Origin of the sequence: Streptomyces sp. YIM 121038 (assembly GCF_006088715.1) — a bacterium.
In the GTDB taxonomy this organism is placed as follows: domain Bacteria; phylum Actinomycetota; class Actinomycetes; order Streptomycetales; family Streptomycetaceae; genus Streptomyces.
In genome coordinates this window covers 207,494-233,722 of sequence record NZ_CP030772.1, presented here as the reverse complement: position 1 = coordinate 233,722, position 26,229 = coordinate 207,494, and the positions used below count along the sequence as shown (strand labels likewise).

Genomic DNA, 26,229 nt, shown 5'->3' with positions numbered 1-26,229 from the left:
TGTCGGGCTATTTTGCAGGCCAGGTAATCCTCTGGGAAACTCTCTCATTCTTGAGGGAGTTAAAGAAGTGTTTTGCTGTCGCGATATCGAAACAGATTTCCGTGCGCCTGCAAGGATCTCCGCAGCCCGAGCTGTTGCAGGGAGCTCCGTGAATTCGGTGGACGTCTATTTGCTGTCGCGATGAGGTTTGTGGAGCGTGTCGTGCACCGTGGGCAGGATCCCTTCAGGACCAGCTGGAACCGGCTTTGACCGTGGCCTGGGTCGGGACGGTAAGGGTGATCGTGATGTTGTCCTTATTGCGAGTCCAGGTGAGGGTGAGCTGTCCCGTCGTGTCGGAATTCAGTGTGTAGGCGTAGGTTGCGGAGCCAGTGAATGGCTGTGCCTGGTTCGTGGCGACGGTGGTGAAGGATGCGGTGTCGGCGGTGACGATCAGGGGAGGTTCGGGTTTCCACAGTGCATTGGTCGGGGCACTGAGCGATGCGCGGGTCAGGTTGGATGGCAGCCTGTTATCCAGGTGGACGGTTACATGCTGGTGCAGGGGATCCTTGAGCGTGATCTTCGCCGTGGCGTTCCTGCCGCCGTCCTCTTGGCCTGCAGTGCGGGTGATGCCCTGGGGGGTGATTAGTTCGCCGGCCAGAAATGCCTGCGCATTGCTGTTTGCGGAGGCCTTGTAGGTGATGTTTCCCAGAGGGGCGGCTTCCCAGTTCAGCGTGACGAAGTGCTTGGTGACGGTGCAGGTGTAGGTGACGGCGCCATACATGGACGCGTTGTTGTTTTGGCAACTTATCGAAGCTTTCAGATCTTTGATCTCTGCCGAACAGTTTCTCAGGCTGTTGGTTTCCTTGGCTGCTGTCCATGTGTCGTTGCTGCCGTCGGCGGCATCCAGTATCAGGCTTCTGTTGAGAGCCTCGCCTGGGGTGAGTGTGAGTGTGAGCTGAGGGTGGGCGCTGTTGCCTGCGGCACCGAGATTTTTTGCCCTGGACTGCCCTGTAACGGATGACGAGATCTGCTGTAAGCCGTCCGAGAGCGTGGCGGTGAGTTTGTCGCTGCTGCTGGTCAGTGTGAATGTGTTGGCTCCGGTGGGAGGGTTGCTCCAGTCCAACTCGACCCACTGCCCGGTACCGGGCAGAGAGATGGTGAGGGAGCCGGTGAACGCGCCGTCCCGGACGCTGGCCTGGCAGACCAGGGGCTGGGTATCAGCCGTGAGGGTGGAGGGGATGGGAGTGAGCCATCGGCCTCCGGTGGGCGTGGGGGCCGTCAGGCTCCAGGTATTCAGTCCCGCCTGGATCGTCAGGGAGATGCTGCGGTCAGTGGCTTGTGCTGGGTCCGTGACCTGTGGGGCCAGGACAGCCGAATCCCAGTACCTGTTCTGGTTGATGGTGAGGTCCAGGACATCCACGACGGGCATCTGCGGGCCGAGGCCCTCAGGCGGCCGGATGGTGATGCGGGGTGCGCTGGCACGGATCCCGGGTACGTGGGCAAGAACGGCGGAGAGTTCGCCTGCTGTCGGGATTTTGTCCAGGGCCCATCCCGTGTGCTGTGGCCCACCGGTAACTGGGTGAAGGGCGGCGATGAGTGTTTCGCGGATGAGGTCCCGCAGCCGCTGATGTTCCTGGGCGGGCAGGTCTGTGGTCAGGTCGATGGCGATGTGCAGCGGCACACTGGCCGGGCTGGATATCAGGACGCGGGCGCCCAGCAGTCGTCGTGTGCTGAGCAGGTCGCGGGCGGTGGTGATCAGAGCAGGGCTGGCTTCCAGGGTGAGGGCGGACGGTGATGCACCGGCGGGCAGTTCGGGGATGAGAACGGCCTGCAAGTCGTAGCGGGAGCGCTCAGCCGGCGGCGCGGGCTTGCAGATGGCCCGGGCCAGGCCGGGAAGGTTGCTGTTCAGGGTGTGTTCGTACTCGTCGGCCGTGACACATCGCTGTGGCCGGTGGAACCCGGCATTGGTGTTCTCCAGCAGGAGCTCGACGGTCTCGGGGTCGCTGCCGCTGCGCGCGGAGGTGGTATTGGTGACCTCGACCAGGGGGCGGGTAGGATTCACCGGGTCCAGCTGCCTCCAGGTTGTTCCTACCAGATGTGTCAGGGTATGGGCTGCCACGTTACCGCGGGCTCCTTGGGTGATGGCAGCGTCGTGGATGGTGACCGTGGCATCGTTGGCTGGGATCCTGCCGTACTGCATGGCCCCCTGATGTGTGGTGACTTGAGGGCCGAAGCGGAGTCGGCTGGTTGCCGGGTCGAGCATGAAGTGCGCGGTTTCGTCGGTCGCGGTGGCGAAGGTCTCGGTCCGGGTCCAGGTCTGAGGTACCCCGTTGGCCGACGGTGTGACGACGACGCGTGCCTCATCTAGTTTGTCGGCTGCCAGGAAGTGAGGCAGGGGGAAGGTCTGGCCTGGTGTGCCGTCCGACCGTCCCACGTCCTTGCTGACGCGGGTGAGCTGCAGGGCAGGTACAGCTGGGGCAACGGCGTAGGCCGGGGCTAGGTAGGCGATGGACCACCGGGAGCCGGGGGGGCCTTCGGCGCTGATACGCAAGGCGACGCAGCCCGGTGCCGAGAAGGTTGCCTGCCCGCCGACTTTGCTTCCCGTGAGGCTGGCCTGCACGCTCGCCAGCGTTCGGGTGCGCGGCAGTGTGAAAGTGCAGGGAACGGGGCCGGGGGTGCGCAGGGAGGTTCCGTTGTATAGCCACTGCACCGGCTGCCATCCCTGCGAGGTCAGCACCTCCCAGAGTGTGCACGGTGGCTGCTCCGCTTCACCGGATGCTGATTGCATGGTCAGGGACACGTGCACTGTCAGGAGCTTGCCTTGGCCGGGATCGGTAAGGAGGGCCAAGGACTTCCCCTGGTCCGGGGAATCTGTTGGGGCCACGGGCAGGTCAGCATCTAGGTCCAGGGAAGTGACGTTGTAAGCGCCGTTGCCGCTGGGATTGGAGGGGATGGTGTTTGGACGGCCGTAAGCATAGCCGGGCACCGCTGGCAGGGTGTATTGGCTGGTGATGGTGAAGACGACACCCTCCTCCGGACCAGGCCCGGTTGCCACTTGAGTGCCCGCAGGCAGGCGGACGGGTACCGGCGGATCGGCGGGGGCGCCGGGGGTCTGTGTGAAGGTGAGCAGCGCGCGGGCGGCTGTGGCCGGCTGCAGAGGGCGGGCCAGCAGTTTGAGGTATGCGTCGAGGACCTGTGGGGGCATGCGGCCCAGCCGATAGGACAGCGTGTCGATCTCCGCGGCGCATGCTTCGATCAGGGTGATGCCGGGATCGGAGACGTTGTGGTCGGTCCACTGCGGATACAGCGAGGGCAGGATCCGTTTCGCATCATCGACCACGTCCTGAAAGCGCAGCGAGTCCAGGTCAGATTCCTCTTGTATGGCCTGGCCGGGATTTTCACGGGAGGGAGGCAGCGCGGACGTCATGGTATCTCCGGGGCGTGCGCAGGAATGGTGTAGAAGGGAAAGACAAGGTTGCGTGGATCGTTGCTGTTGCGGGCGTGGTACCAGATGCTGATGTAGACCCGCGCCGTATTGGCCTCGTCGCCCTGGACCGTCACACTGTCCACCTCAACCCGTGGTTCCCACCGCTCGAGTGCCTCATGGACGGCCTGTTCCATCAGCCCCGCCGTGGTCGCGTTGACTGGGGCGAAGACCAGGTTGTGGATGGCGCAGCCGAATTCGGGCCGCATTGCACGCTCGCCTGGCGCGGTGGCCAGGATGATATGGATGGCCTGCTCGATATCGTCAGTACCACTTGCCAGACGCGCATTGCCGTCAATATCGCGGTGAGCGGGGAATGACCACCCTGCCCCGATGATGTCCGGATCTGACACGATGCTCTCCCGTCTTAATTGATATCGACATTTTTTCCTTGCAGCGTCAGCTTCTCTGTGGCTGTAATGTTGATGTTATTGGCCGCTAGCTCCAGGGTCCCTGCGGCGCCGCCGTTCAGGGTGAGTTTCTTGTTTTTCTGGTCGAGGCAGATTTGGGCTTGGTTGTTGTCGGTGCCTGCGGCGAGGGTGAGGGTTTGGGTGTCGTGGTTGAGGGTGAGGTTGACGGCGTTGGTGCCGGTGCCGGTGCCGAGGGTGAGTTTCTTGTTTTTCTGGTCGAGGCAGATTTGGGCTTGGTTGTTGTCGGTGCCTGCGGCGAGGGTGAGGGTTTGGGTGTCGTGGTTGAGGGTGAGGTTGACGGCGTTGGTGCCGGTGCCGGTGCCGAGGGTGAGTTTCTTGTTTTTCTGGTCGAGGCAGATTTGGGCTTGGTTGTTGTCGGTGCCTGCGGCGAGGGTGAGGGTTTGGGTGTCGTGGTTGAGGGTGAGGTTGACGGCGTTGGTGCCGGTGCCGGTGCCGAGGGTGAGTTTCTTGTTTTTCTGGTCGAGGCAGATTTGGGCTTGGTCCTTGTCGGTGCCCGCGCCGAGCGCGGCGAATTGGCCCGCGCAGTCCAGCTGCAGAGAAACGGCCTTGTCGTCTGTTCCCGCCGAGAGCGCGATGGCGTGAGCGGACCGGTCCAGCAACAGCGACAGGCGCTGCGCCTTCTCGTCTCCCTTGTCGCTGGTCAGCCCGGTGACCAGGCGGATGCCCTGCGGCCCGTCGGCGGGGGTGAGCAACTCGATCCGGTCCCCGGCTCGCGACGCCAGAGATCTGCGGTTGGCCTTGCCTTCGGGACCGAACAGCTGGACACCATCGTGATCACTGGGATGGTCCTTGCCGTTGTACAGGCCGCCGAGCACGTACGGCCGGTCCAGGCGACCGTGCTCGAAAGCAACCAGCACCTCATCGCCGACCTCGACCGGCACAACCCCGCCCCCTCCGACTCCCCCGAACTGCACACTGCGAACCCAGTCAGTCTCATAACTCTCATCAAGCCACGGCAGCTTCAGCCGGACCCAGCCCTCCTTGTTATCGTCCTTTTCCTTGCTGTCCTCTTTCTTGACCTTGGTCACCAGGCCGATGGCCACGCCCTGAGCGGACAGCGGAGCAGGCGCGGGCACCGGGCCTGCCGGTGCCCGGTCGACCAGCACATGGGTGGTGTAGGTCGTCCGGGCTCCCTGGCCGCTGGCGAAGCTGTGCCGGGACGAGGAAATCGTGTAGTCGCCGGTGAAGGGGGCACCGACACCCGCCACGGTGATCCACTGCCCGGCCTGCAGTCCGGGGTTGCCCTTAGCCACCGCCTGCAGACCGGCAAAGCCGGCAGCGCAGTCGGCCGCCAGCGCCTGCGCGGCCGTCTTGGCCTCTGCTTTCACCGCGTAGGGCCGTCCCGCCACCAGCAGCCGTGCGCCGCCAGCACGCCGAAAGGGCCGACATGCATCCGCGGGCGACAGCCCGATCCGGACGCGATCACTCTTCTCGGTCTTGACTGTTTCGCTGCTCAGGGGCTTCTTGTGCGTCACATCCCAGCCACGTACCTCCACGGTATCCACTTGGCCAGCTGATGTCAGCGCTGCCGTGACGGACAGCAGGTTGTCCCCGCGCCGCAGGATGACCCGTGGCCGGCCCGTCTCGGGGGCGGCGCGGCGCAGATGCAGTACCGTCCCCTGCTTGCCTTCGACACTTACGCGCAGTCCGCGTTCCACCGCCAGATGCTGCAACAGTTCCCAGTCCGTCATATTTGGCTGAGCCAGGTAGGGGATTGTCTCTCGTGCGCCGTGGACGTCACCGCACACCAGCCCAGCCCGAGCAGCCGCCTCCCGCACGATCTTCTCCAGCGAGGCATTGCTGTACGCGCGTACCTGCCGGCCTCGCTGCAGCCGATGGCCGCCGTCCATGCCCCACACCACGGCGAAGGTCTGCGAGGTGTCGGAAGTCAGCTGAGTCTGCAGCTCCGTCACCTCACCGGCGAACAACTGCCGTCGCCTGCCGTCGAGGGCCGCGTGTACCACCAGGCGGGCACCGATGGAGACGTTGAGTTTGGCCAGCATGGTGCGGTCAGGATCGTGAAAGCGCACACATGCCCGGGCCGGCTGTGCCACAGAGGTCTCCACCAGGGTTTCCACCACAGCGCCAGCCCATTCCCGTGGCACCTCCTTGCCCGCCAGCTGTACCACCGGCTCCGCCGCATACCAGTCATCGTTCGTACCCACCCGGCTCGCCTCCTCCCTCATCCGCCGGAGTGGGAAGCATCAGCCGGTCTCCGGGCACCACACCGTCCGGATCATCGATCCTGTTGCTGCGCGCAATCTCGCGCCACCGCGAGGCATCCCCGTAATGCCGGTAGGCCAGCGACGCCAGGCTCTCGCCCTGGACCAGCACATGAGACCCAGCCCCGCCCGGCCCCCCGGATGTCGGATTCTGCCGAGCCACCGCACCGCCCACTTCTTCCAGGGTCAGCGAACACTCCGCCCGCAAGGGCAGACCATCGCCCGCGAACATCGTGTAGGTGACATCCACGTGCGTCACCACGGCTGTGAACGCCATCGTCCGCAATCGCCCCCACTCCAGCCGCACCCACGGTGGTGAAGGCCGGTCAGCGGCCACACTCTGCGGCGTGGGGGTACAACACGCCATCAGCATTTCCGCCTCGTCTTGCACCGACCCACGGGTGGACCCGGAATCCAGCAGGATCGGCAGGCTCAGCGACCGAGGCTGGGCACCGGAGAACTCCGGCTTGCTCGCCTTGGCCTCGCACTTGGCCACGTGGCGTGCCCACTCGGACTGCTTGCTGATCTGCAACGACTCCGGGTTGAAATGGAACACCAAACGGTTCCGCTCCCGCCCCGGCACCGTACTGCTGCCCGTAGGAGGGTCATGCACCACGAGCGCGGCACGTACCAGAGCACCGCCGAACAGCGCATTCCCCAAAGCATTCCCCGCGATGGCGCCGCTCGCGAAACCGCTGGCAAAGCCGCTCAAAGGTAGAGACACGGCAGGTCCTAACGTCAAAGGAGAGAGGGAAACTGCGGAGTGCCGCTCACACGAGCACCTCCAGGAACCCGTTATGCACGATCTCCAGGCTCTCGTACGCTGCTTGAGGCTGATCCGCAGAGAACGACGGGCCCGACCAGCGCACCGGCATCACATCGTCCAGCACCCATCGCACCAGCGGCCGTCCGTCGGGCCCCAGCGCCACCAACTGCCCTGGCAACCGCAGCTGACTGGCCATGGGGCCCGTAGACGGCGCACTCACCTGCTGTAGCCACGCCCAGATCAGCGTGGTCTGGTGCGTCAGCGGCCGTGAAAGCGTGAGGTTGCTGTATCTCAGCCGACCGGGTAATTGCGACACCCGGTCATGCAGACCGCCCTCGCGGCGCTCTTCGATCTCGGCGTAGCAGCTCAGCCCCTCACAGCTGGTGAACGAGCCCAGCTGGTGCATGCCGATACTGAACCGGAACAGGGAACCGGCAGCAAACGTGTCGGTACTCATGACAAAGGCCTCCTGACGATGTGCCCCGCATGGCCCCAGAGCTCCTCCGACTCACCGCGGGGGGGCCGGGTCACGGGCCATCGACTCCGTGTCGGCACGTGGCGGCCCCCACGGCGCGAGCCGTTCCAGCACCGCACGCACAAGCACCTCCACGTGATCACGCGAGATCTCCCGTGCGAGGGCCCGCGCACCGGTGGCCCCGGCGCGGACCTGAACCTCGCTCTGGGCACCTACGCCCCGGCCTCCCGGGTGTTTGGCGGGCGGTAGTGGAAACGCTGGGCTGGCACTGGTGGCTGGCGACACGGCGGTGGCCGACGCGCCTGGCGAGGACGAGGGTGCGAGGGCTGGGGGGGAGGGCCACACGAGCGCGACACCGGGTAGAGGGCAGGGTGGTTGTGCGTCGTGCGGGGCGGGGGGTGTGATGCTGACAGTGGACGGGTCTGGGACCGCGACCGGGACCGCTTCCGCTAGCGGAAGCGGAGAGCTGCCCAGGGGTGGCCGTCCGGTTGCGGTCCCTGCCAGTGCTGGAGACCGTGCCTCTTGGCTGGTCCACTCTGCTTCCTGGCCTGCGGGCACGCCACGCAAGGGGGTGAGCCGGGGGGGAGGGAAGGAGAGGGGCGGCTGCAGACCGACGAGGACGGGTGCAGCAGGCGCGATCGGCTCTGCTGCGTTGTGTCGGGGTGAGCTGATGGGGTCGTGTCCCTCCTCGTGGTGCAGAGCATCAAGGACTATGTCTTCCGCTGCGCCTCCTCTGGCGATCTCCGCAGCGGCGGCAGTTCTTGAGGTGCCGCCGCGGAGATCAGCAGAGAGGTGTCTGTTGGGGGAGGTGAACTGCCCCGCCGGGCTCGGTGGCGCTCCAGGAACTCGTCGAGGCTGGCTCAGACTTGCTGCTCGCGTCCCTGGAGCAGGACGGGAAGGCGGTGTGGTAATGGAGGGGAAGGGCGATGGCACTGGCAGAGAGGCGGAAGGCGGTGTGGGCGGGAGCGTTCTGGCGCTCGGCGATGGCTCCGGGGACGTATTACCGCCCGACGGAGCCGGGCTGGGCAGCTCTGCTGGCCACTCACCCTCCCGTATCGGGCCCACCGCATCTGCGGACCAGCCTCGGTCCTCTGCCCCGCGGGCCGGCCAGGTCGGGGGAAGGCTCAGCACGCACCCCCGGGGCAGCACAACACCCTCATCCGAAATACACCGGGGAAAGCGCCTCCACGCCACCAGGCGTTTTACCAGGACGGCCAGCCCGCTGCACGCGGGCGGCAGCACCGCCGTAAGGAGCACCGTACTCCGCTCACAGACAGGCGTCATCGACGGCTACCTCACTCGCTCTTTCAGACGTGTGTTGATCTCGTTGATTTCCCGTACCCAGCCGAGCCGCTCTGTATGGGAAAGGCTCAAAATATCTCCTAACGGCCAATGGAAGTGATAGGCGATAAAGGCCGCTTCCTGCTTCAGCCGACTCGGCGGGTACGTCACGATTCCCCCAGGCCGCTCCCGGCAGCAGGCAGGGCGAACCGGGTCCCGCAACCGGGGCAGGCCGCTGTCTCCGCCTGGCCCAGGCCATTGACGGACCGGTAGACCTCCTGCAGGTACGCTAGATCGGCGGCGAAAAGCCTCCCGATCAGCTCCGCATCGATCCGCGGCACCGACCCCAGCCGGGTGACGACTAAACTGAGCAAGACGACACCGAGATAGGCTGGATTCTCCCTGACACGCTGGTCGATCAACGGCATCAGTTCATCTTGGCCTGTGGCCAGACGCATTGTCCCGTCCTTGTGTACAACGCCGGAATCATCCACGTAGCCGCGCGGCAGCTCAAAGTCGAACGTCGTGCGCAGTGATACAGCCCCGGACTCCGGAGGCATAACCGACAGGGTCTGCTCCGCATCAGGCATGCTCGATCCTGCAGTCTTCGTAGGTGAGGACAACCTCTTCGGTGGCCGGCTCGCTTGAGGAAGCATCCAGATCGGTCATCGAGTACCGCTTCGCCCAGCAATTGGACAGCAAGTAGCGCCGCACAAGTTTCTTGTTCAGGTCATACACTGCGATGCCTACTTCTTGCCGGGCATCATCAAACTTTCTTTTCTCCAACGAGGTATTGATCCATTCTGTGAGCTGAGTACTGCGATCCATGCCACGAGTGATCGTGATCTCTCCGCTCTGCCCGCGGGGTACCGGCTGCTTACGGGAAATCGACTCACCGGTCGCCGACACCTGCTTCACTTCGATCTCGTCTATCTCAATCGGCGGAACTGTACACCGCATGAGCGTCTCGACCTGGAACTTCCCCAGCTCGACACTGAAAATATTAGTGGGGCACACATCACCAATAGTCATGAGAACTCCATAGATAAGGACCGGTCCTTACGGAAGGCCAGGCAGCATCACAAAAGAGAGGGAGCGGCGCCAGCTAACTGAACCCCAGGGAATTTCCAACGGCACTGGCGTGCAAACAGGCAGATCGCAGAAGCCATCAGGTGCCGGCCCTCTCAACACCGGGTCGGCAGCACAGGGACATTTCAGGGCGCCTGGCCGGCCGTTTGCTGGATAGTGAAGTGAACGAACTCCGCAGGCCGCACCGGCGCAATAAATACATCGCAGTGCACTTCCCCCAAGTTCACAAGATCATCCGTATTGTTCGTCTTGTCACAGACCACCAAGAACGCCTCATCCGGGGTGGAACCCTGCAGTGCTCCCCGACGCCACTGATCCCTGAGGAAAGCTGACACACTCTGGCGCAGTGTCGCCCACAGCCGTTCATCATTGGGCTCGAAAACAGCCCAGCTCGTCGCCTGCTGAATCGAATCCGACAGGAAACAGACCAGACGACGGACGCTGAGATACTTCCAGTCCCGATCCGACGAATGAGCCAGCGTGCGAGCCCCCCAGACCATCAACGGCCTCCCGGGGAAGCTGCGAAGACAGTTCACCCCCTTGTCGTTGAGCACCCCCTGCTGCTCATCACTCAGCGCCACATCAAGGCCGCTCGCCCCTGCCAGGGAGACGTTGGCCGGCGCCTTGAACACGCCACGGGAACTGTCTGTGGCCGCCCAGACTCCCGCCACATGCCCGACCGGCGGCACGGACCGAGGCACACCGTCCACCCCAGGGACCGTCACCCAGGGAAAGTACAGACTCCCGAACGCGGGATTGGCACCGGCATTGAGGCTATTCCGAAAAGCGAGAGCTTCCTGATCCGTTGAGTACCTCGGTGTGTGAAGGATCGCTACCCGGTTCTTCATCTTCGCGCAGTGGTTCACCACAGCCGAGACATCAGCCACCTCGGCCTTGTTGTGAAGGTCGGGGACGACCACCATCGATACGTCTTGCTGGGTCTCCAGAAGGGCCAGAGCCTTCCCAAGAATCCCCCCGTCTTCCAGGGGCACGATATAGCACTGAGAACCGCCATTCGCAAAGTACCCCAGCACCGCCTCTGCCAGATTCCACTTATCCTTCGCCGACTGCTCGCGTCGAGCATACGCAGCGGCAATGCGGGACGCATCCACCAGCCCAAATTTCGATACAACGGCCCCAGTAATCTTATCGAAATTTCCCTTGAAACCCTGCACGGCTGTTACTGCCGCACTGGAAAGAGCATCTGCTGCTGTCGCCGCCGCGGTCGCCGTTGCAGTGAGGCCAGTCACGGTAGGAGCTACTGCGGTGGCGTAGTGAGTTTTAGCCGTACTGTAGACAGTGAAAATTATGTCTGCTGCCTTCTCCTCTGAGTGGGTTACCTTCAGCGCTGCCTCCAAGGCCGTGTCGACGTCTTGCCAACGAGGTAACCCAAGGTTCGCCAGCGCCGTAACAACGCTGGCCACAAACGTGGCAGCAGCGGTATGAGTTTCCCCAATTTTAGCCTGGGTGACAATGACCTTGCTCGCCGCATCCGGGGCGTCGCTGATCAGCTTCTCCAGGATTTTTACTGCCTGTAGGGCCTCCTGATATGCCGCACTCGCACGGGTCAGGGATTCCTTGATGTCCGCATCCGTAGGGAGGAACTTCTTGCTGAAGTCCGTCCAGCTCCGCACCAGCGTAGGAGCCGAAATTACCGTCTGGGGTGTGAAGCCGATGAACGCCGGGGTGGACGTACCGGCGCCCACGATCGAGCGTACACCGCTCGATACTTCCCTGACATAGACGCCGGGGGCTAAACTGGTCATAGCTATATCCCTTCAAAGGGCTGGAATGGTATTTAGATGCACTGAGGTTTATTCAAGCGCGCTGAGCAGCGCTACCCTGTTTCTTCGGAATGAACAGCAGTCCATTATTGGAGAACTGGGTTCATCGTGATCCAACTCTCCGAAAAGGTCGCCCGCCATTGAGTGGGAACTGTTTGGCTGCCTATTTGAGGGCGCGGCGAATTTGGCATGATTAACTATCACTCGGGTTGAATCTGTGCGGCGCGGATGGTTGTGGCGGGTCGGATGGAGGGGCCCCGAAGATTCCGAACAGGGGGCCAATAGGGTTGCCCTGAACAGGAAATCAATTCAAAACTGTTTGCGCACGTCGGACGTGGGCGTGTGATCCTCAGGGCCCCTCGCGCGGACGGAGGCCGCTTTACCAGGGCGCCAGCCGGCGGCGAGACCTTGATCGAATCGGTGACGTGATCCCTCAGGGGGTGTCTCACGTGGCGAGTTTCGTGAGCTTCTTGTAGCAGGTCAGCGCGGCGGCGAGACCGAGGAAGGCAAGGAAGTGGGAGCCCTTTCGTTCGTATCGGACGGTGAGGCGGCGGTAGCCGAAGAGCCAGGCAATGCACCGTTCGATCTTCCAGCGGTGTCGGCCGAGTCGTTCGCCGGACTCGATGCCAGGCCGGGCGATGCGCGGAACCCCCCTCGTTCCCGCGGCCAGGCGAGGTGCCCGGCGGGGAAGTACGCCTTGTCGGCACGGAGTTTGACCGGACGGCGCCGCCGTGGCCCGCGCCGGGAACGGATAGCGGGTATGCCGCGGATCAGGGGCTTGAGGGCGAGACTGTCGTGCATGTGCGCGCCGGACACGGCGACGGCGAGCGGGATGCTTTGCCACCAAGGGAGAACTCGCCCACACCCTGGTCCTGCGGGCGTCGTCCCGGACCTCGTCCGGGTCCCATCTGCTGCGCGAGAGCAGGTGCTGCAGCCCGTACGGCCCGTTGTGACCGGCGTACTCGGCCAACTGCCAGCTGTTCTTGCGGCCGACCGGGCCTAGCAGGCCCCGCACGTAGTCCCGCATCCGGCGCCGTACCTCAACCCGGCCGAACCGTCCACCCACCCCCAAGAACAGGTCCCCAAGCTCGGCACTCCAACGTCCTGTGACGAAGTCAGCCATCATGCCCCGACCCTGCCCGAATCAGACTGCCGTCCACGCCCGGCTTCCTCAAACCGGCCCCTGAGGCACCGTCACACCGCTAGGGTCGAAAGACCGCCTCTGACCAGCACGAATGGTGAAGTGCCACTGGAGTACTAACTCCTCGTGACCCACAAAGTTTTAAATTGGCTTCCAGCCAGCCTATGACGGCATGTCACGGACAGCTCCGGAAAACTGTTTTCACGCAATGGCCCCTGGGGAAGCAGGATGCCCCTGTCGCTCAATGTGGTTTCATGCGGCGAAGATTTACCAAGTGAGGAGTTCGAGGCAGTTGATGCTGACCCGACGGTCCGCCGCTCCAAGGCTCTCCGTGCCTGGCTAGAGACCCATGTTGACCGCGCCGAGCAGCAAACGGATATCAGCTAAAACCCCGATGAGTCGCAGAACGCGATATCAAGCTCCACGTATCTATTACATGTGCCTGCTGGCCAGTCGGCTCTGCTTCCGTCTCGTGTTGATTTCATGCTGTGGCGGTCTGGCCAGCGGTTTGCTGAATCTGAAAGTGAATAAATTCAGCAGGGCTGGTAGGGGCTACATGAATATCGCAGATAACGCGGCCACTCTGCACGGTTTCCAAGGTGTTATTCGATGCGTCGCAGATAACGGAGTAGACCTCGTCTGGTGTGGCTCCCCTGAGAGCCCCTTGGCGCCACTGTTCTTTGAGGAAACTCTGTACGGTCTGCCGCAGGGTGGCCCACAAGCGTTCATCATTCGGCTCGAACACTGCCCAACTGGTCGACTGCCTGATGGAATCGGCCAGGAAACAGACCAGGCGGCGGACATTGAGGTACTGCCAGTCATGGCTATCGATGGCCAGGGTGCGAGCGCCCCAGATAAGGATGCCGCGCCCGGGAAAGACCCGCAGGCAGTTGATGCCAGCCTCGTTGAGGTCGGCCTGTTCATCATCAGTGAGGTGCATCGGGAGAGCGATGACGCCTCGGAGAGCCTCGTTCGCGGGAGCCTTGAACACACCGCGCTGTGCATCAGTGCGGGCCCAGACACCGGCAATGTGTCCGCATGGGGGAATCGAGCGGGAGGCACCGTCCAGGCCGGGAACGGTGACCCACGGGTAGTACAGGGCACTGTATCCCCGGGCCTCCTCTGGGATGCCGAGATTCCCGATATCAGCCTTCTGCAGTGCCCTTTGTCTGGGAGATCCGCTCTTGTCCTGGGGGGTGTCGAGTACAGCCACGCGGTTCTTCATGGTGGCGCAGTGCTGAGCCACGGCCTGCATCAGCGTCTTGGCTCCGTCCAGAGCAGGGGAGAAGTGGTGCAGGTCCGGGACGGCGACCATCGCCACCTCCGGGACCGCTTCCAGTTCCTTCAGACCCGCCTGCAGCATTGCATGGTCCGGTACGCTCTGGTCGTCGAAGCGGACCACATAACAAGCGGATCCCCCATTGGCGAAGAATCCGTACACCGCCTCTGCCAGACACCATCCCGGATCGCCCACCGAAGACAGCTCACCCCTGTAAACTCGCACAAGTTTCTCGGCCAGCAGCGGAAGGTTAACCTCCGGGACACGCTTGGCGAACAGGTTCTCGAGGTTCTTCCAGTCGTCGTCGGCACTCGTGAAGGCGTTCCTTAGAGAATCCTGGGCCCTTATGTCGCGCGGTGTGTTCTTGAGGACGGAGATCCCATTTATGATAGCTTTTCGCCAGAGACTGTCAATGTGCTCGATGATCTTTCCTACCGAGCTTTGATTCCCTAACTGGAAAATCCACTTCGCAGTCTTGCAGTAATCGGATCCCGCTGTGGCGGCATCCTTAACTGCCGCTGAACGCGCCAGTTGGTCGCTCGCAGTGAGATCGCGCGAGGCCATCGCCTCGGCCACGGTTTGCACCTTTGCTGACAGCAATGGGCTGCTTACATTGTCGTTGAGTCTCTGCTTGTAGAGATCGATAACCGTGACGCAGGCTAGCCTCACCTTCTGGGCGTCCTCGGAAGTGTAGGCCCCGGGCTCGGTGTACGGCCTGAAGATATCAAGCAGCGACTCTACTCTCGCCTGCTGGGTAAGAGACCGCTGCCTGAAGCCGCGAGCTGCCTCAAGCGGAGTTAGGAACTCAGCTTCCAGGCCCGGCAGGCCAAAGACACGCAGATATTCACCCCAGCTGCGTACCAGCGTAGGGGCGGCTGGACCATGAAGAGCAAAACCGAGGAACGCGGCAGTGGATGTACCGGCACCAGATACTGACCGGACACGGCTGGAAACCTCTCTCGCATAAACACCAGGTGCTACAGGACACATGGAATCACCCAATCCAAAGAGCGAACTTTCAGAGCGCGACTTCCGCATCGATCTGGGAGCTTCGGCGGTCTTGCTGGGTCTTTCCTCAGATCGCTCGCTGAGGCTGTTTCCTCCAAGGTGAGAGGCGTCTCTTCAGAAAGTCGATCACCAGCCGCTGGGCTGCTGCACCGACTTGCGAAACAGTTGGAATGCCTTTCCGGACTGGAGTTCTCTCCTGTGTGCACGGCTGGTGGGTGAGATAGCTGAAGTTTCCCCGCTGATTTGGAATGGGTGTTACTGGGACGGATGGGGGCTGGAGGAACCAGTAAGGCTTCTTTATCTTGGTCCTGAGCTGGTGTGATGAAGGGTGGGGATGGCCTGTGCGAGGCTGGTGATGCGGGTGGTTGGGCAGCGGAGTTTGTGGAGGAGTCACCAGTTCTTGAGGGTGGCCATGGCTTGTTCGACGAGGGCCGGGCCTGGCCTGGCACCGGTTCACGGATTGCTATCCCGCGGACAGGTTCTGAGGGGCCCCGAACTTTTCGGGCACGCAGGCAAATCAGTGAGCTTCTTCAGTGTTGCCGCTCGAGGGTGAGGACGGCTTTGGCGATGGACGTCATGCGGTTGGGGCTGTATCGGGATCTGCGGAAGGTCTGCCAGGACTTCAGGCGGGTGATGCCGCGTTCGACCGGTGCCCGTGCTGTGGCCAGGGCCCGGTTGACGGTTTTCTCGGTGGGGGTGAGTTCCTGCAGGGGTCTGCGTTTGATGCCCGTGGTCAGCCAGGGGCCGCCGCCCTGGTAGGCGAGATCGGCCAGGATCAGGATGGGGACGCCCTGGCGCTCGCAGATGCGGATGATCCGGTGGGTGCGGGCGGCGGTCAGGTCGTGAGACCGGCCCGGCGGCGTGGGTGAAAGCCACAGCAGCCGGCCGCCGGGATCGGTGACGCCCTGGACGTTCACCGCGTGCCGGCGGTGCTTGTGGGAGTAGTCGGCTCGTCCGTCGCCGATCCGGTCGCACTCGGCGGGGGTGCCGTCCAGCAGGACGAAGTCGGGACCGGTCTCGCGCAGGACCTTCAGCAGTGCCGGTGCACGCTCGGCGAGCAGGTGGATGACCGTGCTGGTGTAGGCGTGGGCGGTGGGCTGGCTGATCCCGAACCCGGCGGCGATCTTCGCCAGGGTGGTGTGTTCGCGCAGGTACACCGGTGCCACCATCGCGCGCTGAGACGGGCGGAGCTTGCAGCGCCGGTCGCCCTCACGCGTGACGATCAGCATGGTGACCCACTCCACGAGTGCATGAGGCAGGTCGAGTGCGGCAGGATGGATGACCAACGAGGCCCCCGAGCAGCGTGGTTGAGACGTCAGACATCTCGATCAACAGCCCGGGGGCCTCACTCGTTGCGCTATAGGCCGTCACCTGATCGGTGGCCAACTCAAAGAAGTTTACTGTATCAGGCTGCGGATTGATTCACGGACCACTCGTAGAGAACTTCCAGCGGTGGACGGTAGCCGATGCGGGAATGCAGCCTGCGCTGGTTGTGGAAGCCTTCGATGAAGCGGATGACTTTGCGGCGGGCCTCGGCCATTGTGTCGAACGTTCGGTGGTGGACGTTCTCGGTCTTCAACTTCCCGAAGAATGACTCGGCCATGGAATTATCGAAACAACTGCCGGTACGCCCGACCCATGTCGGCGAACTCGCGGGAAGTGTATCGGCTTCCCCTGTCGCTGTGAAATACGGCTCCTTCGGGAAAGCTGACGCGTCCGGCAGCCATGCGGATCGCCGCTGCCACGAGACCTGCGGGTTAGTTCTCGTTAACCGCCCATCCGATAACGGCTTTTGAGGAGCAGTCGATTGTTGTCGCGAGATACAACGGGCCCTCGGCGGTGTCGATCTGTGTGATGTCGCCGATCACCTTCTCACCCGGCGTGCTGGCGGTGACATCCCGTCGCAGCAGGTCAGGGATGGGCGGTGCCTGCGGGTCCGGCACCGTCAGGCCCCGTCTGCGCTTGACCTGGATGGGCATCAGGCCGAGCTCGCGCATGAGCCGGCGCACCGTTTAGTCGTCCACGGCGACGCCTTTGCGGCGCAGGGCGGCGTGAATGCGGCGACAGCCGTAGGTGCGTTCCGAGCGCTCGAATTCGTAGCAGATCATTGATCTGAGTTCCTTGCGGTGCTGTTCACTCGTCGAGGCTTCACGTCCTTCCCAGTCTTAGAATCGGGAGCGGGACACATCCAGCAGCCCGCACATCTTCGATATCGCGTGGTTCGCCTTCTCCGCCGCGATGAGCACGTACTTCCCGCTCACTTCTGGTTCCTCGCGAAGAAGGCCGACGCTTTTACCAGGAAGGAGTTCTCGTCTTCCAGCTCACGCACCCGCCGTTCCAGCTCCGCGATCCTGGCACGGTCATGCGCTTCCTGCGCATCCGGAGTGTTTCCCGGGATTTCTCCCTCTCGCCTCACCCAGGTGCGGACAGTTTCCGCGAGCAGGCCGAAATCGTGTGCCACCTTCGCCGGACTGTTCCCGGTCTCCAGGACCGCCTTCACCACTTCGGCCCGCAGCTCGGGGGAATACTTCCGGGACTTCCTCGACAATGTCTCTTCCTTCTGCCCTCGGCCGCGGAAGGGCGTCCTGGCCGTTCTGCGGGCGCCTTGGCAGCCTTTGTCCGCTCGGCAGCGGTGCTGCCCTGGGTGAGCGCGTCGACGATGCCGTGTTCGCGGGCCGGTCGGATGTCGTGGATGGCGCCGGGCAGCGTGGGCGAGACCCGCAGCAGTCGGCTGAAGGGGTCGGCCAGGATCTGTACGCTTATCGCGTGCCTGGTGTGTTTGTCAGAGGAGAAGGGGCGGTCGGCCGTAGTGCGGTCGATCGGCAGGAGCGTGCTGTCCAGCAGGACGTACGCCTTTGACGCGGCGTGCACAGCCGCGACGCGGGTCGGTGGGAGGGCCGCCAGGAGCTCGACTGCCTCACCTGTGTAGCGGTAGACGGTGCTCGTCCCGACACGAAAACCCTCTGCCAGCTGCGCGTGCGTTGTGCCGTTCCGTAGATGCGCCAGGGTCAGCAGGGCCTGGCGTCCTACGTTCAGCCGACGCCAACGGCTCCCGGTCCGGTAACGGTGTTCACGAAAACGGGCGGCAGGGGAACGCAACGAACTGCTGGACAAGTCCAGCCCGCATGGGTAGACAAGCATGCGAAACGCCTGGTCTGACAGGTCTTCTTGGTCGAAGCCCCGTCTACCATGCTCGTTCGGGGGGGGGATGCGGTTCCAGCGTACTGTCGGTCTGAGCCCGTATCGACTGTCCTTGTTCACCGGAAGGGTGGAGTGCCGCCTGCCGGACTGGGACCGGGCCAGGGGACGGCCTTGAGTGCTGCCGTTGTGGAAGGGCGGTGGTCTTGGTGCGTTGCCTTCTGCGGCACGATGCGCTCCAGGAGATAGCGGGCATTCGGCATCCGTCCGCCGACGGTATCGCGGTACGCCACCCTGCTGCGCCCGGTGGTGCGCGAGAGCCTCAAACGGATCGGGTTTCGGGATCAAGCGGCTGTCCCGGGGCGAACCGGTCCTCGTTGACGGGGTTCCCCGCCCTGTGCCGGGGCGGGAAGGTCACTGAGCGGCTGTTCTCCGCGAAACACCGGTAGACAGGACACCACATCCAGATGGTCTCGGGCCTGCGGGGCCGGCTCCGCGCGGTGGGCGGACCCGTTCCCGGTGCCCTCCATGACGCCTACGCGTACACCGCTTCGCGAGCGACGGCCGTCGCCGGCAGGCGTTCCGGCCTCGGCGACAAGGCCTACCAGGGCAGGGGCTTGTTCACTCCGTGCAACAAGCCCCTGCACCGCCCGCTGACCGAGGCGGAGAAGGGCCGCAACCGCGCTCACTTCAGCCTCTGCTCTGCGGTCGAACGCTGCATCGGCCACCTGGAGAACTGGAAGATCCTCTCCGAGGACTACCGCGGCCCTCCTACCCGCGTCGCCCAGACCCTCGAGACCGTCGTCCAGCGCGAACTCCTCCGCACCTGGTCCACACCGTGATCAACTAATCCTGAACAACCTTCGTGGTGAGTCCAGCCGCCGCGGGAGCGGGGTGAGGACGGGGATTTCGTTGCTCTTCGGCGATCCGCCGCTGTGAGATCACCGTCCGGATTCTCATGCGGGACGGTGGTGGGCAGGCGGACGGCGTTCCACGCCCGTGCTGCGGCTGCCGCGTATGGCTCTGCCGTCCACAGGAAGGCCCGTCACCGCAGGCGGATCGGTGGAGGCAGGGGGGGGCAGACGTGTGCCGGGCGGGCCAAGGGCCCACGGCGTCGTCAGGGGCGTCGCCACCGGTGCGGGACAACAGACGGCCCAAGGCGGTGGCACGGGGAAGACGGTCCAGCCCGGTCCGTTCGCGGCCCTCAGGGGGAGTCGGCGGCGCACCGCGCGATGCCGACCCGCGCGGTGGCCCGGTCGAGGACCGCGAGCAGCCATAGAGCAGGCAACAGCTCCCAGCCGATAGCAGTGGTCCTCGCACACCGCTGATCGCCAAGCCCTCAGGCCGGACACTCCGGCGGGCGAGCGAGACAAGCCGACGCCCTCGCGGAGGCGCTGAAGGATACCGGTCAGGGACGATGGCACACGGAAACGACCCCTGTCTGCGACCAAAGGCTTTTGCAACCTTGATCATCGAAGATCGCGTACGTTGCCTAGGCCCATCTTACGATGCGAGAAGGGTATGGATGTGCGGCCCTCTTCACCAAGAAGATCGTGAAATAGGCGAGCTGTGCCAGCTCATCAACGCAGATAAGGCCACCGAGGACTACCCCGACAGCTGCAGCACCGCTTTGCTCTGCCAGCCCCTGAAACGTGCCCCGCACTACCTACAACAGCTGACGGGGGGTGCGTCCCGTTGTGGTTGCGGGGCAGGAACCTGAAAATGGGCTCACTGCGGAGATGTGACAGATGTGAACCAGTGGACGCTCCCGAGGCGCGTAAAACTACCTTGGAAAGAAAGGGTGACACATGATGTCAAGCGTGTCAAGCGGCGATTGGTGGTCCTAGTAGGTCTTGGTCAGGTTGGTCGGGCGGTGGCGTGTCTTCTTGATCGCTCGTGTCGTTGATCGGGTGTGCTGGGTGGGGAGTTGGCCGCGGTCCGGTGTGATCTGGAGGACTTCGCGGCGGAGATGTTCGATCCGTTCGCGCGGTCGGATCAGCGTCGGTGGGGCGGGGTCTATCTGCGGGGCCTGCTGTTGGACGGCGGGCGCAAGTCGGTGGAGCCGATGGCCGCGCGTCTGGGCGAGGACGGCAACTGGCAGGCCCTGGCCCACTTCGTCACCTCGAGCCCGTGGGATGCGGCACATGTGCGGGCCCGTCTGGCCTGGCGCGTGCAGCCGGTCATCAAGCCCACTGCGCTGATCATCGGTGACACCGGGTTCCTCAAGGACGGGGGCGTGTCCGCGTGCGTGAGCAGGCAGTACACCGGCACTGCGGGCAAGGTCACCCACTGCCGGGCCGGGGTCTTGCTGCATCTGGCTTCCAACGGGGCCTCGGCGGCGGTGAACTGGCGTCTGTTCCTGCCCGAGAGCTGGGATCCCGCCTCGGCGAAGGCCGATGCAGTGAAGGTGAAACGACGTGCGAAGTGCGCCATCCCCGCCGGGGCGGGGCACGTTGAGAAGTGGCAGCTGGCCCTCGGCATGATCGACGAGACGTGGTCCTGGGGCATCGAGGTGCCCCAGGTCCTCGCCGACGGCGGCTACGGGGACACCGCCGCCTTCCGGCTCGGCCTGGAAGAGCGCGGCCTCGACTACGTGGTGGGCATCTCCACCACGACCACCGCCCAGCCCGAGGACGCCCGGCCGTGCACCCCGCCCTGCACCGGCCAGGGCCGCCCGCCGGTGCCCGCCTACCCGGAGGCGGCCCTGAGGGTGAAAGAACTGGTCATCGCGGCCGGGAAACGCGTAGCCCGTCCGGTGCAGTGGCGCGAGGGCTCCCGGCCGGGCAGCGGCCGCAGCGGAGACAAGCGCATGTACTCGCGCTTCGTGGCCCTGTGGATCCGCCCCGCCGGACGTGAAGTCCGCAAAGCCACGGCCGGCACCGAGCTGCCGGTGCGCTGGCTGCTGGCCGAATGGCCCGCCGACCAGGACGAACCGGTGCAGTTCTGGCTCTCCAGCCTGCCCGAGCACACCCCGCTGCCCGTCCTGGTCCGCACCGCGAAACTCCGCTGGCGCATCGAAAACGACTACCGCGAGATGAAACAGGCCCTGGGCCTGGCCCACTTCGAAGGCCGCACCTGGCCCGGCTGGCACCACCACACGTCACCCTCGTCTCGGTCGCCCACGCCTTCTGCACCCTGCAGCGGCTGACCCGCTCCCCAAAAGAGACGGCGCCAGCCTGAGCCTCTACCGAGTCGTCCGCGAAGTGCAGCTACTCCTCGCACTCTGGACCGGCGCCTGCCCCACCTGTCACCGCGACATCCCCGACCCCGCACCAACCCGACCAAGCCCTACTAGGGGAGTCTAACCCGGAACTGAGACCCTTCTCACCTGCTGTTTTGCCGGAGAACCGGGACAAACAACCCCGTTTCCATCCGGCTCGATCTCCCTCGGTCCGGCTCCGTCCGGGACGTGTGCCCACGCGTGGGCACACCCGGACTGGCGTTTGCATTCAACAAACCGAAGTCGCTAAGTGCCCTGCTCAAGGACCCATCGGGGCGGCGCAAGATGCAGTTTGCAGCACATTGCTGTGGCGCACTCCCGCGGAGCGTCTGCGTCAGCTGTTCTCCGGCTCGGGCCGGGGCAGCTCGTCCAGGTCGAGGGTGAAGGTCCGCCCATCGGCCAGCTCGATGGGGAGCTTGCCGGTGCCGTACTTGTGGGTGCGTGCCGTGATGAAGCGATTCCCCCCGCCCCTCGATGTCGGTGTGCAGGGGTGTCCGGCGTTCGGCCTCGATACCGAACTCGCCTCCTGGCCAGATCATGAATCCGTAGGCCGTCGACACCCGCGGGCCCCTCCCGCGGCAACCGACCCCAAGACCCTCCAAGGCCCCCCGGCCAGCCCGGCGACGTGCGACGTGGGTCCGTGTCCGTCAGGCTCGGGCATCTACGTCATGGGCACCTTGGTGACCGCCCTCACCCCGACGGAAACTCCGAGGGGGAAAACGGGTCGGGTTCGTCGTGCTCCTTCCACCAGCCGCTGTCCAGGCATACTCGGCCTTCCGGGTCCAGATCACCCACCTGGTAGTCACCGTAGCCAGTCGTTTCGCCGTTCGGCCCCGTGAACCAGCTCGTGTAGTAGTAGCGGCATCCCTCCCGGGCATGGGCGACGGAGGCGGTCCCCGCGACGGCGGCCAATGCGCAGGCCCCGGCGACCGCAAGGCGGCTCAGCGTCCTCAGCGTCATGGTCAGCTCCTCGGCTGTCTGATGAGCTCGTCCTTGATCAGGTACGGCGGGAGCAGCATGGCAAGAGGACGACGGCGAGCGGGCGACGTGGCCTGGCAGTCCGGGGAAACCACCACAACGGGTGAGTGACCTCTCCTGCTCCGGCCTCCTGGCGCCACTGGTAACTCCGCAGGTGGCCAGGCAGGACGACTTTGCAGTGTGACGGGACCTGAGGTGCAAACGTCCCGCAGCTGATCACCGGATGATCACGCGGCGGCACCCGGAGAGCACGTCAACGAAGAACGGGGCGGTCCTGATGGTGCACCGGCACGGCGCTTTTCTCGGCCTTGGCCCTGCCCTGCTCCTCGCAGCCGAACCCGATGACCTGCCGGCACACATCGGGCTCGACCTCGCACACGGTGCAACGCCGCTGACCCGCCCGGCCCGGCGTGCGTGCCGTGTTCCTCATCGATGCGCCGGCCCGGTGGATCCCGGGTGACTGCGGGGACCGGCCGTGAAACACCCCGGCCCGAGCCCGGCGGACACCCACAGCACAACAACGGCCCCCCGGGTGGCGAGACCCGGGAGCCGCTGCTGAGAGGGGTGCAGACGCACTTACCTCCATCAACGAACCAGACCACCCAAGGACACGCACTCCTGTCGCCGACGGCAACGCGGGTTCAGGCTCAGCCGCCGCCGACAACCGCTTGCGTCATCTCCTGGAACATTCCCTGCGGCGCCCCGGCGGCCGGTCTCCCGTCTGCCGGGGGAGAAGGGGGCCGGTGCGCGGCCGAGTGGCAGCCTCGGGGCCGCACGCCGTCCCGGGGGGTAACCGCCCCCAGCCGCGGCGGTTCACTCCTGTGGCTCTCTTCGTGGGGCGGTGCGGGCTGGTCCGGTGTTCTGTTGTTCCGTGATTGTGGTGCCGTGTTCGCGGTATCACCGAACAAGAGGAGTTTCTATGTCTCGTCGTGCGCGTATAGCTGTCGGGGTGGCTGTTTCCGTGGCCGCGGCCGTCACTGCCGCGGCCCCGTCGGCGTCCGCGGAGGCAGCCCGTCTGGCCGGTCCGTCCGTGGTGACGCCGAACACCTGTGGCGGTCTCAACTCGGAGTTCACGGGCAGCGTGCTGCCGGATGCCCCGTTCAAGGGGGACCTCACCGTGGTCATCGACAACGTCACCTTCAAGTACACGCTCACCATCACCCCCACGGCAGCCAACGGCAACACGGTCAATGTCAACGCGCTCCTGCCTTCGGGCGAAGAGGTGTCCACCACCTCCAGTTTCATCCTCGACGTCAACAACCTGGGCAAGGGCAGCATCAGGTTCCAGTCGCCGACCGGCTCCGGCCGCAGCACCGACGTGTCCTGCACCGGCCTGGTCAACCGCTCCCGGGTCACCAAGATCACCGGCAAGATGACCGACCCGACCATCACCAACCACACCATCGGCGACTTCACCGTCAGCCGCCCCGCCATCTGACCTCGACCCGCGTGAGGTCCCGTCACCAACGGGACCTCACTCATTTCCGGGGTCTGCTGGTTGACCACATCCGTTCTCATCGGGCCGGGGGAACATGTGGTGCCGGATGCGGCGGGCCGGGCCGGGGAGCGTCACCGTGCGCTGGTGCGGGAGCGTCTGGAGTCGGTACGGGATCCACAGCGGCTGCATACGGTGGCGCAGGACGTGATGGTGCGGCGGCGGTGAAGGCGCATGCGGCAGATCTGGTGAATGCGGCGCTGGAGGAGACAGCCCCGGCGAGGGGCGCGGGCATCCTCCACGCCAGCAAGCCCGGGGCGCACATCAGGCTGCTGGTCCGTCTGCCGGTCTCCGCGGGCCTGAGCATCACCTGGGTGTGGCTCTCTTGTCCGCGTACGACCTCAAGTCCAGAAGCGCGTACGACCTCACGTCCAGAGATCGGCATCGGCATTATGCCACGGTGTCGTCTCCTTCGATAGTGGTGAATCGGTTCTTGAGCCTGAAGCTCGGGCCGTTGATCGAAATGACCTCACAGTGATGTAGGAGGCGGTCGAGGATGGCGGCTGCGAGGACCTCGTCACCGAACACCTGGCCCCATTCGCTGAACGATTTGTTCGAGGTCAGCAAGATCGAACCGGTCTCATACCTCTTCGAGACCAGCTGGAACACGAGGTTCGCCTCGGCCCGGTCCAGGGGCAGATACCCGACCTCATCGACCACCAGGACGTGGGGCTTGAGGTAGATGCGCATCTTGGTCGCGGGACGCCCCTGGGCCTCGGCTTCCTTGAGCTGGCGGACCATGTCGTCCAGCGAGGTGAAGTAGACAGAGAAGCCGGCCTTGCAGGCCGCGATCGCGAGCCCCACCGCGAGGTGTGTCTTGCTTACTCCGGGCGGTTAGGCCAAACATTTGAGACTGTCTCACCCTCCCTTCGCGGAGGGTTTCTTTGTGTCTGGCAGATGGTTAGGTTCGGGGCTTCCCACCTGTCTCAAGGAGCCCTGTGGACTACTTCTTTACGTCCCGTGACAAGGTTCGCCGCTACGGTGCGGCGCCCGACGGCACCGACCTTGACGGCCTGCGGTACGTGACCCGGGAGCGGGCGCTCAAGGACGGCACCCCGTTCTTCTTCGGCTCGGACATGCGGCCCTTGGAACCGCACTGCTCCTTCTTCCTGGATCTGGCCAAGACGCTCAAGGCGAAGTCGTTGCAGGACTACACCTACGACTTCCTGGACTTCAGCGACTTCCTGGAGAGCCTCGATCCGCCGAGTGATGTGCTGTCCGCGGTGGAGGACGACCTGCTCGCGTACCGGGAGCACTGCACCGAGCATCGGGACGAGCCCATGTCGCCGGCCACCTGGAAGCGCCGCCGCGTGACGATCCGCAGCTTCTACGACTGGGCAGTTGACGAAGTCAAGTTGCTGGACAGGCGCCCCTATTACCGGCGCCCCAACGGGCGGGACGTTCTGAGCTGGGGCGCCACCGCGGCACTCGACGTACGGCACCTCACGTACGAGCAGTGGTGGTTCCTGGACCGCGTCGGCCTTCGCGGGCTCCTTCCGGACGGCACGGCCGACCCGTCGTTCCGCTCCGCGCACACGCTGCGCGACAGCGCTGGCGGCAATCTGTCGATCACTACCGGTCTGCGGCTGCGTGAGTTCCGTGCCCTGCTCGACATAGAGGTCGGCCCACCACGCCGCGATGGCACGGCGAAGGAAGTGGAGCTCCAGGCCATCGCGAAGTTCGGCCTGCCGCGGACCGTGGAGATTCAGGACGCGACACTTCGAGAGGTCGACTGGTACCGCCGGACCGAGCGTGCCGCCACGGTGCGCAGGGCGTCGAAGAATCTGTGGCGGCGCCGCGAGGACTTCTTTGTCGTCGATGACGTCAACACGCGCCAGATGAAACTGCGCGGTGTCGAGCACGGCAGGCGCCGGACCCGGAGCGTCAAGGCGATGGACGCGGACCTGCGAGCGCGGACCATGATCGAGGGAGAGTACGGGCTGGAGCCGATGGCCCTGTTCGTTGGCCGCCACGGGCGGATGATCTCCAACCAGCGGTGGGAGCAGATATTCCTCGACGCGCATGCGCGCACGCTGCGGATCATCGAGGAGTACGGCCTGGAACTGGAGATGCCGAATCAGGTCCGGATCCACGACCTACGGCACACGTTCGCGATCTACATGCTGGAACTGCTGACCGAACTGCTGCGCAAGCAGGACGCGGAGGAGTATGCGCGCTCAGGCCGCGTACCGGCCTATGCGGCCGACCACCAGTCGCGGAACCCCTTCCTGACCGTGATGAGGCTCCTCGGGCACCGCCGCCCAGAGTCGACGATGCGGTACCTGACGTACAAGAAGAAGTCGAACCTCCTGGTCGCGCAGGCCATCAGAGAGTGGAACGAACAGGACGCCACATACGCGGAGTTGGCCTCACGGCACGGTGGGCGGGGGAACGGCTGATGCCGCGCCGAGGAGAACGCCGCGGCACCTCCGGTACCCGTCGGCCCCGGGCCGCCGAGC

At 64.5% G+C, this 26,229-nt stretch carries 19 protein-coding genes and 6 pseudogenes; 4 read left to right on the top strand and 21 right to left on the bottom strand.

The genetic code is table 11. The features are described from left to right. Positions 1-223: 223 nt before the first annotated feature. From C9F11_RS43800 to C9F11_RS43715, 19 genes and pseudogenes are all read right to left on the bottom strand, one after another. Complete coding sequence (locus C9F11_RS43800; RefSeq protein ID WP_138967972.1) at positions 224-3,406, bottom strand: baseplate J/gp47 family protein; 3,183 nt, start codon at positions 3,404-3,406, stop codon at positions 224-226. Further along, positions 3,403-3,816: a GPW/gp25 family protein gene (locus C9F11_RS43795; RefSeq protein ID WP_138967970.1), complete on the bottom strand. Its 414-nt coding sequence runs from the start codon at positions 3,814-3,816 to the stop codon at positions 3,403-3,405. Before C9F11_RS43795 ends, C9F11_RS43800 begins: the two co-directional genes overlap by 4 nt. 14 nt (positions 3,817-3,830) lie before the next feature. Continuing rightward, positions 3,831-6,059: a VgrG-related protein gene (locus tag C9F11_RS43790; RefSeq protein ID WP_171076187.1), complete on the bottom strand. Its 2,229-nt coding sequence runs from the start codon at positions 6,057-6,059 to the stop codon at positions 3,831-3,833. Next, entirely contained in the window at positions 6,043-6,840 is a 798-nt protein-coding gene (locus C9F11_RS43785) for a LysM peptidoglycan-binding domain-containing protein (protein ID WP_138967966.1), read from the bottom strand. The genes C9F11_RS43790 and C9F11_RS43785 overlap by 17 nt, the downstream gene beginning before the upstream one ends. Before the next feature lie 46 nt (positions 6,841-6,886). Then, entirely contained in the window at positions 6,887-7,339 is a 453-nt protein-coding gene (locus tag C9F11_RS43780; protein ID WP_138967964.1) for a phage tail protein, read from the bottom strand. Positions 7,340-8,647: 1,308 nt separating this feature from the next. Continuing rightward, complete coding sequence (locus tag C9F11_RS50010) at positions 8,648-8,809, bottom strand: DUF6760 family protein (RefSeq protein WP_346347476.1); 162 nt, start codon at positions 8,807-8,809, stop codon at positions 8,648-8,650. Next, complete coding sequence (locus C9F11_RS43775; protein WP_138967961.1) at positions 8,806-9,228, bottom strand: hypothetical protein; 423 nt, start codon at positions 9,226-9,228, stop codon at positions 8,806-8,808. The genes C9F11_RS50010 and C9F11_RS43775 overlap by 4 nt, the downstream gene beginning before the upstream one ends. Further along, a complete protein-coding gene (locus C9F11_RS43770) occupies positions 9,221-9,670 on the bottom strand; it encodes a phage tail protein (RefSeq protein WP_138967959.1) in 450 nt (149 codons plus the stop codon). The genes C9F11_RS43775 and C9F11_RS43770 overlap by 8 nt, the downstream gene beginning before the upstream one ends. 182 nt (positions 9,671-9,852) lie before the next feature. Then, a complete protein-coding gene (locus tag C9F11_RS43765; RefSeq protein ID WP_138967957.1) occupies positions 9,853-11,493 on the bottom strand; it encodes a phage tail sheath subtilisin-like domain-containing protein in 1,641 nt (546 codons plus the stop codon). 463 nt (positions 11,494-11,956) lie between these two features. Further along, positions 11,957-12,345: pseudogene (locus C9F11_RS49185) on the bottom strand (transposase); the annotation flags it as partial. 40 nt (positions 12,346-12,385) lie between these two features. Next, positions 12,386-12,637, bottom strand: a pseudogene (locus C9F11_RS43755) (transposase); the annotation flags it as partial. 496 nt (positions 12,638-13,133) lie between these two features. After that, positions 13,134-14,507, bottom strand: a complete 1,374-nt coding sequence (locus C9F11_RS43750) for a phage tail sheath subtilisin-like domain-containing protein (protein ID WP_171076186.1) — start codon at positions 14,505-14,507, stop codon at positions 13,134-13,136. A 729-nt stretch (positions 14,508-15,236) separates the two neighbouring features. Then, positions 15,237-15,417: pseudogene (locus tag C9F11_RS43745) on the bottom strand (IS5/IS1182 family transposase); the annotation flags it as partial. Positions 15,418-15,469: 52 nt separating this feature from the next. Next, the gene (locus tag C9F11_RS43740) at positions 15,470-16,225 is read right to left on the bottom strand and encodes a transposase family protein (RefSeq protein WP_138967951.1); all 756 of its coding nucleotides are present in this window, start codon (positions 16,223-16,225) and stop codon (positions 15,470-15,472) included. A gap of 119 nt (positions 16,226-16,344) precedes the next feature. Then, positions 16,345-16,662 (bottom strand): integrase core domain-containing protein, encoded by a 318-nt coding sequence (locus C9F11_RS49790; protein ID WP_269078173.1) that lies wholly within the window; start codon positions 16,660-16,662, stop codon positions 16,345-16,347. Between the two features lie 34 nt (positions 16,663-16,696). Further along, positions 16,697-16,936 (bottom strand): hypothetical protein, encoded by a 240-nt coding sequence (locus C9F11_RS43730; protein ID WP_138967947.1) that lies wholly within the window; start codon positions 16,934-16,936, stop codon positions 16,697-16,699. 15 nt (positions 16,937-16,951) lie between these two features. Continuing rightward, on the bottom strand, positions 16,952-17,047 hold the full coding sequence (locus C9F11_RS43725) for an IS3 family transposase (protein WP_138967945.1): 96 nt from the start codon (positions 17,045-17,047) through the stop codon (positions 16,952-16,954). A gap of 149 nt (positions 17,048-17,196) precedes the next feature. Continuing rightward, the gene (locus C9F11_RS43720; protein ID WP_138967943.1) at positions 17,197-17,487 is read right to left on the bottom strand and encodes a transposase; all 291 of its coding nucleotides are present in this window, start codon (positions 17,485-17,487) and stop codon (positions 17,197-17,199) included. Between the two features lie 18 nt (positions 17,488-17,505). Further along, positions 17,506-18,080: pseudogene (locus C9F11_RS43715) on the bottom strand (transposase family protein); the annotation flags it as partial. Between the two features lie 464 nt (positions 18,081-18,544). Between C9F11_RS43715 and C9F11_RS43710 the strand changes: the two are divergent. Beyond that, positions 18,545-18,919 (top strand): transposase family protein, encoded by a 375-nt coding sequence (locus C9F11_RS43710; protein ID WP_138967939.1) that lies wholly within the window; start codon positions 18,545-18,547, stop codon positions 18,917-18,919. A 1,070-nt stretch (positions 18,920-19,989) separates the two neighbouring features. After that, positions 19,990-21,257 (top strand): annotated as a pseudogene (locus tag C9F11_RS43705) (IS701 family transposase). 730 nt (positions 21,258-21,987) lie between these two features. Here the strand turns inward: C9F11_RS43705 and C9F11_RS43695 are convergent. Further along, positions 21,988-22,257 (bottom strand): hypothetical protein, encoded by a 270-nt coding sequence (locus C9F11_RS43695; RefSeq protein WP_138967937.1) that lies wholly within the window; start codon positions 22,255-22,257, stop codon positions 21,988-21,990. A gap of 967 nt (positions 22,258-23,224) precedes the next feature. Here C9F11_RS43695 and C9F11_RS43690 point away from each other — a divergent pair. Continuing rightward, complete coding sequence (locus tag C9F11_RS43690; RefSeq protein WP_138967935.1) at positions 23,225-23,713, top strand: hypothetical protein; 489 nt, start codon at positions 23,225-23,227, stop codon at positions 23,711-23,713. Positions 23,714-24,160: 447 nt separating this feature from the next. On the opposite strand, the pseudogene C9F11_RS43685 reads toward C9F11_RS43690, so the two are convergent. Further along, positions 24,161-24,604, bottom strand: a pseudogene (locus tag C9F11_RS43685) (ATP-binding protein); the annotation flags it as partial. Positions 24,605-24,708: 104 nt separating this feature from the next. On the opposite strand from C9F11_RS43685, the gene C9F11_RS43680 reads away from it, so the two are divergent. After that, entirely contained in the window at positions 24,709-26,169 is a 1,461-nt protein-coding gene (locus tag C9F11_RS43680; RefSeq protein ID WP_138967931.1) for a site-specific integrase, read from the top strand. The last annotated feature ends 60 nt before the right edge of the window (positions 26,170-26,229 follow it).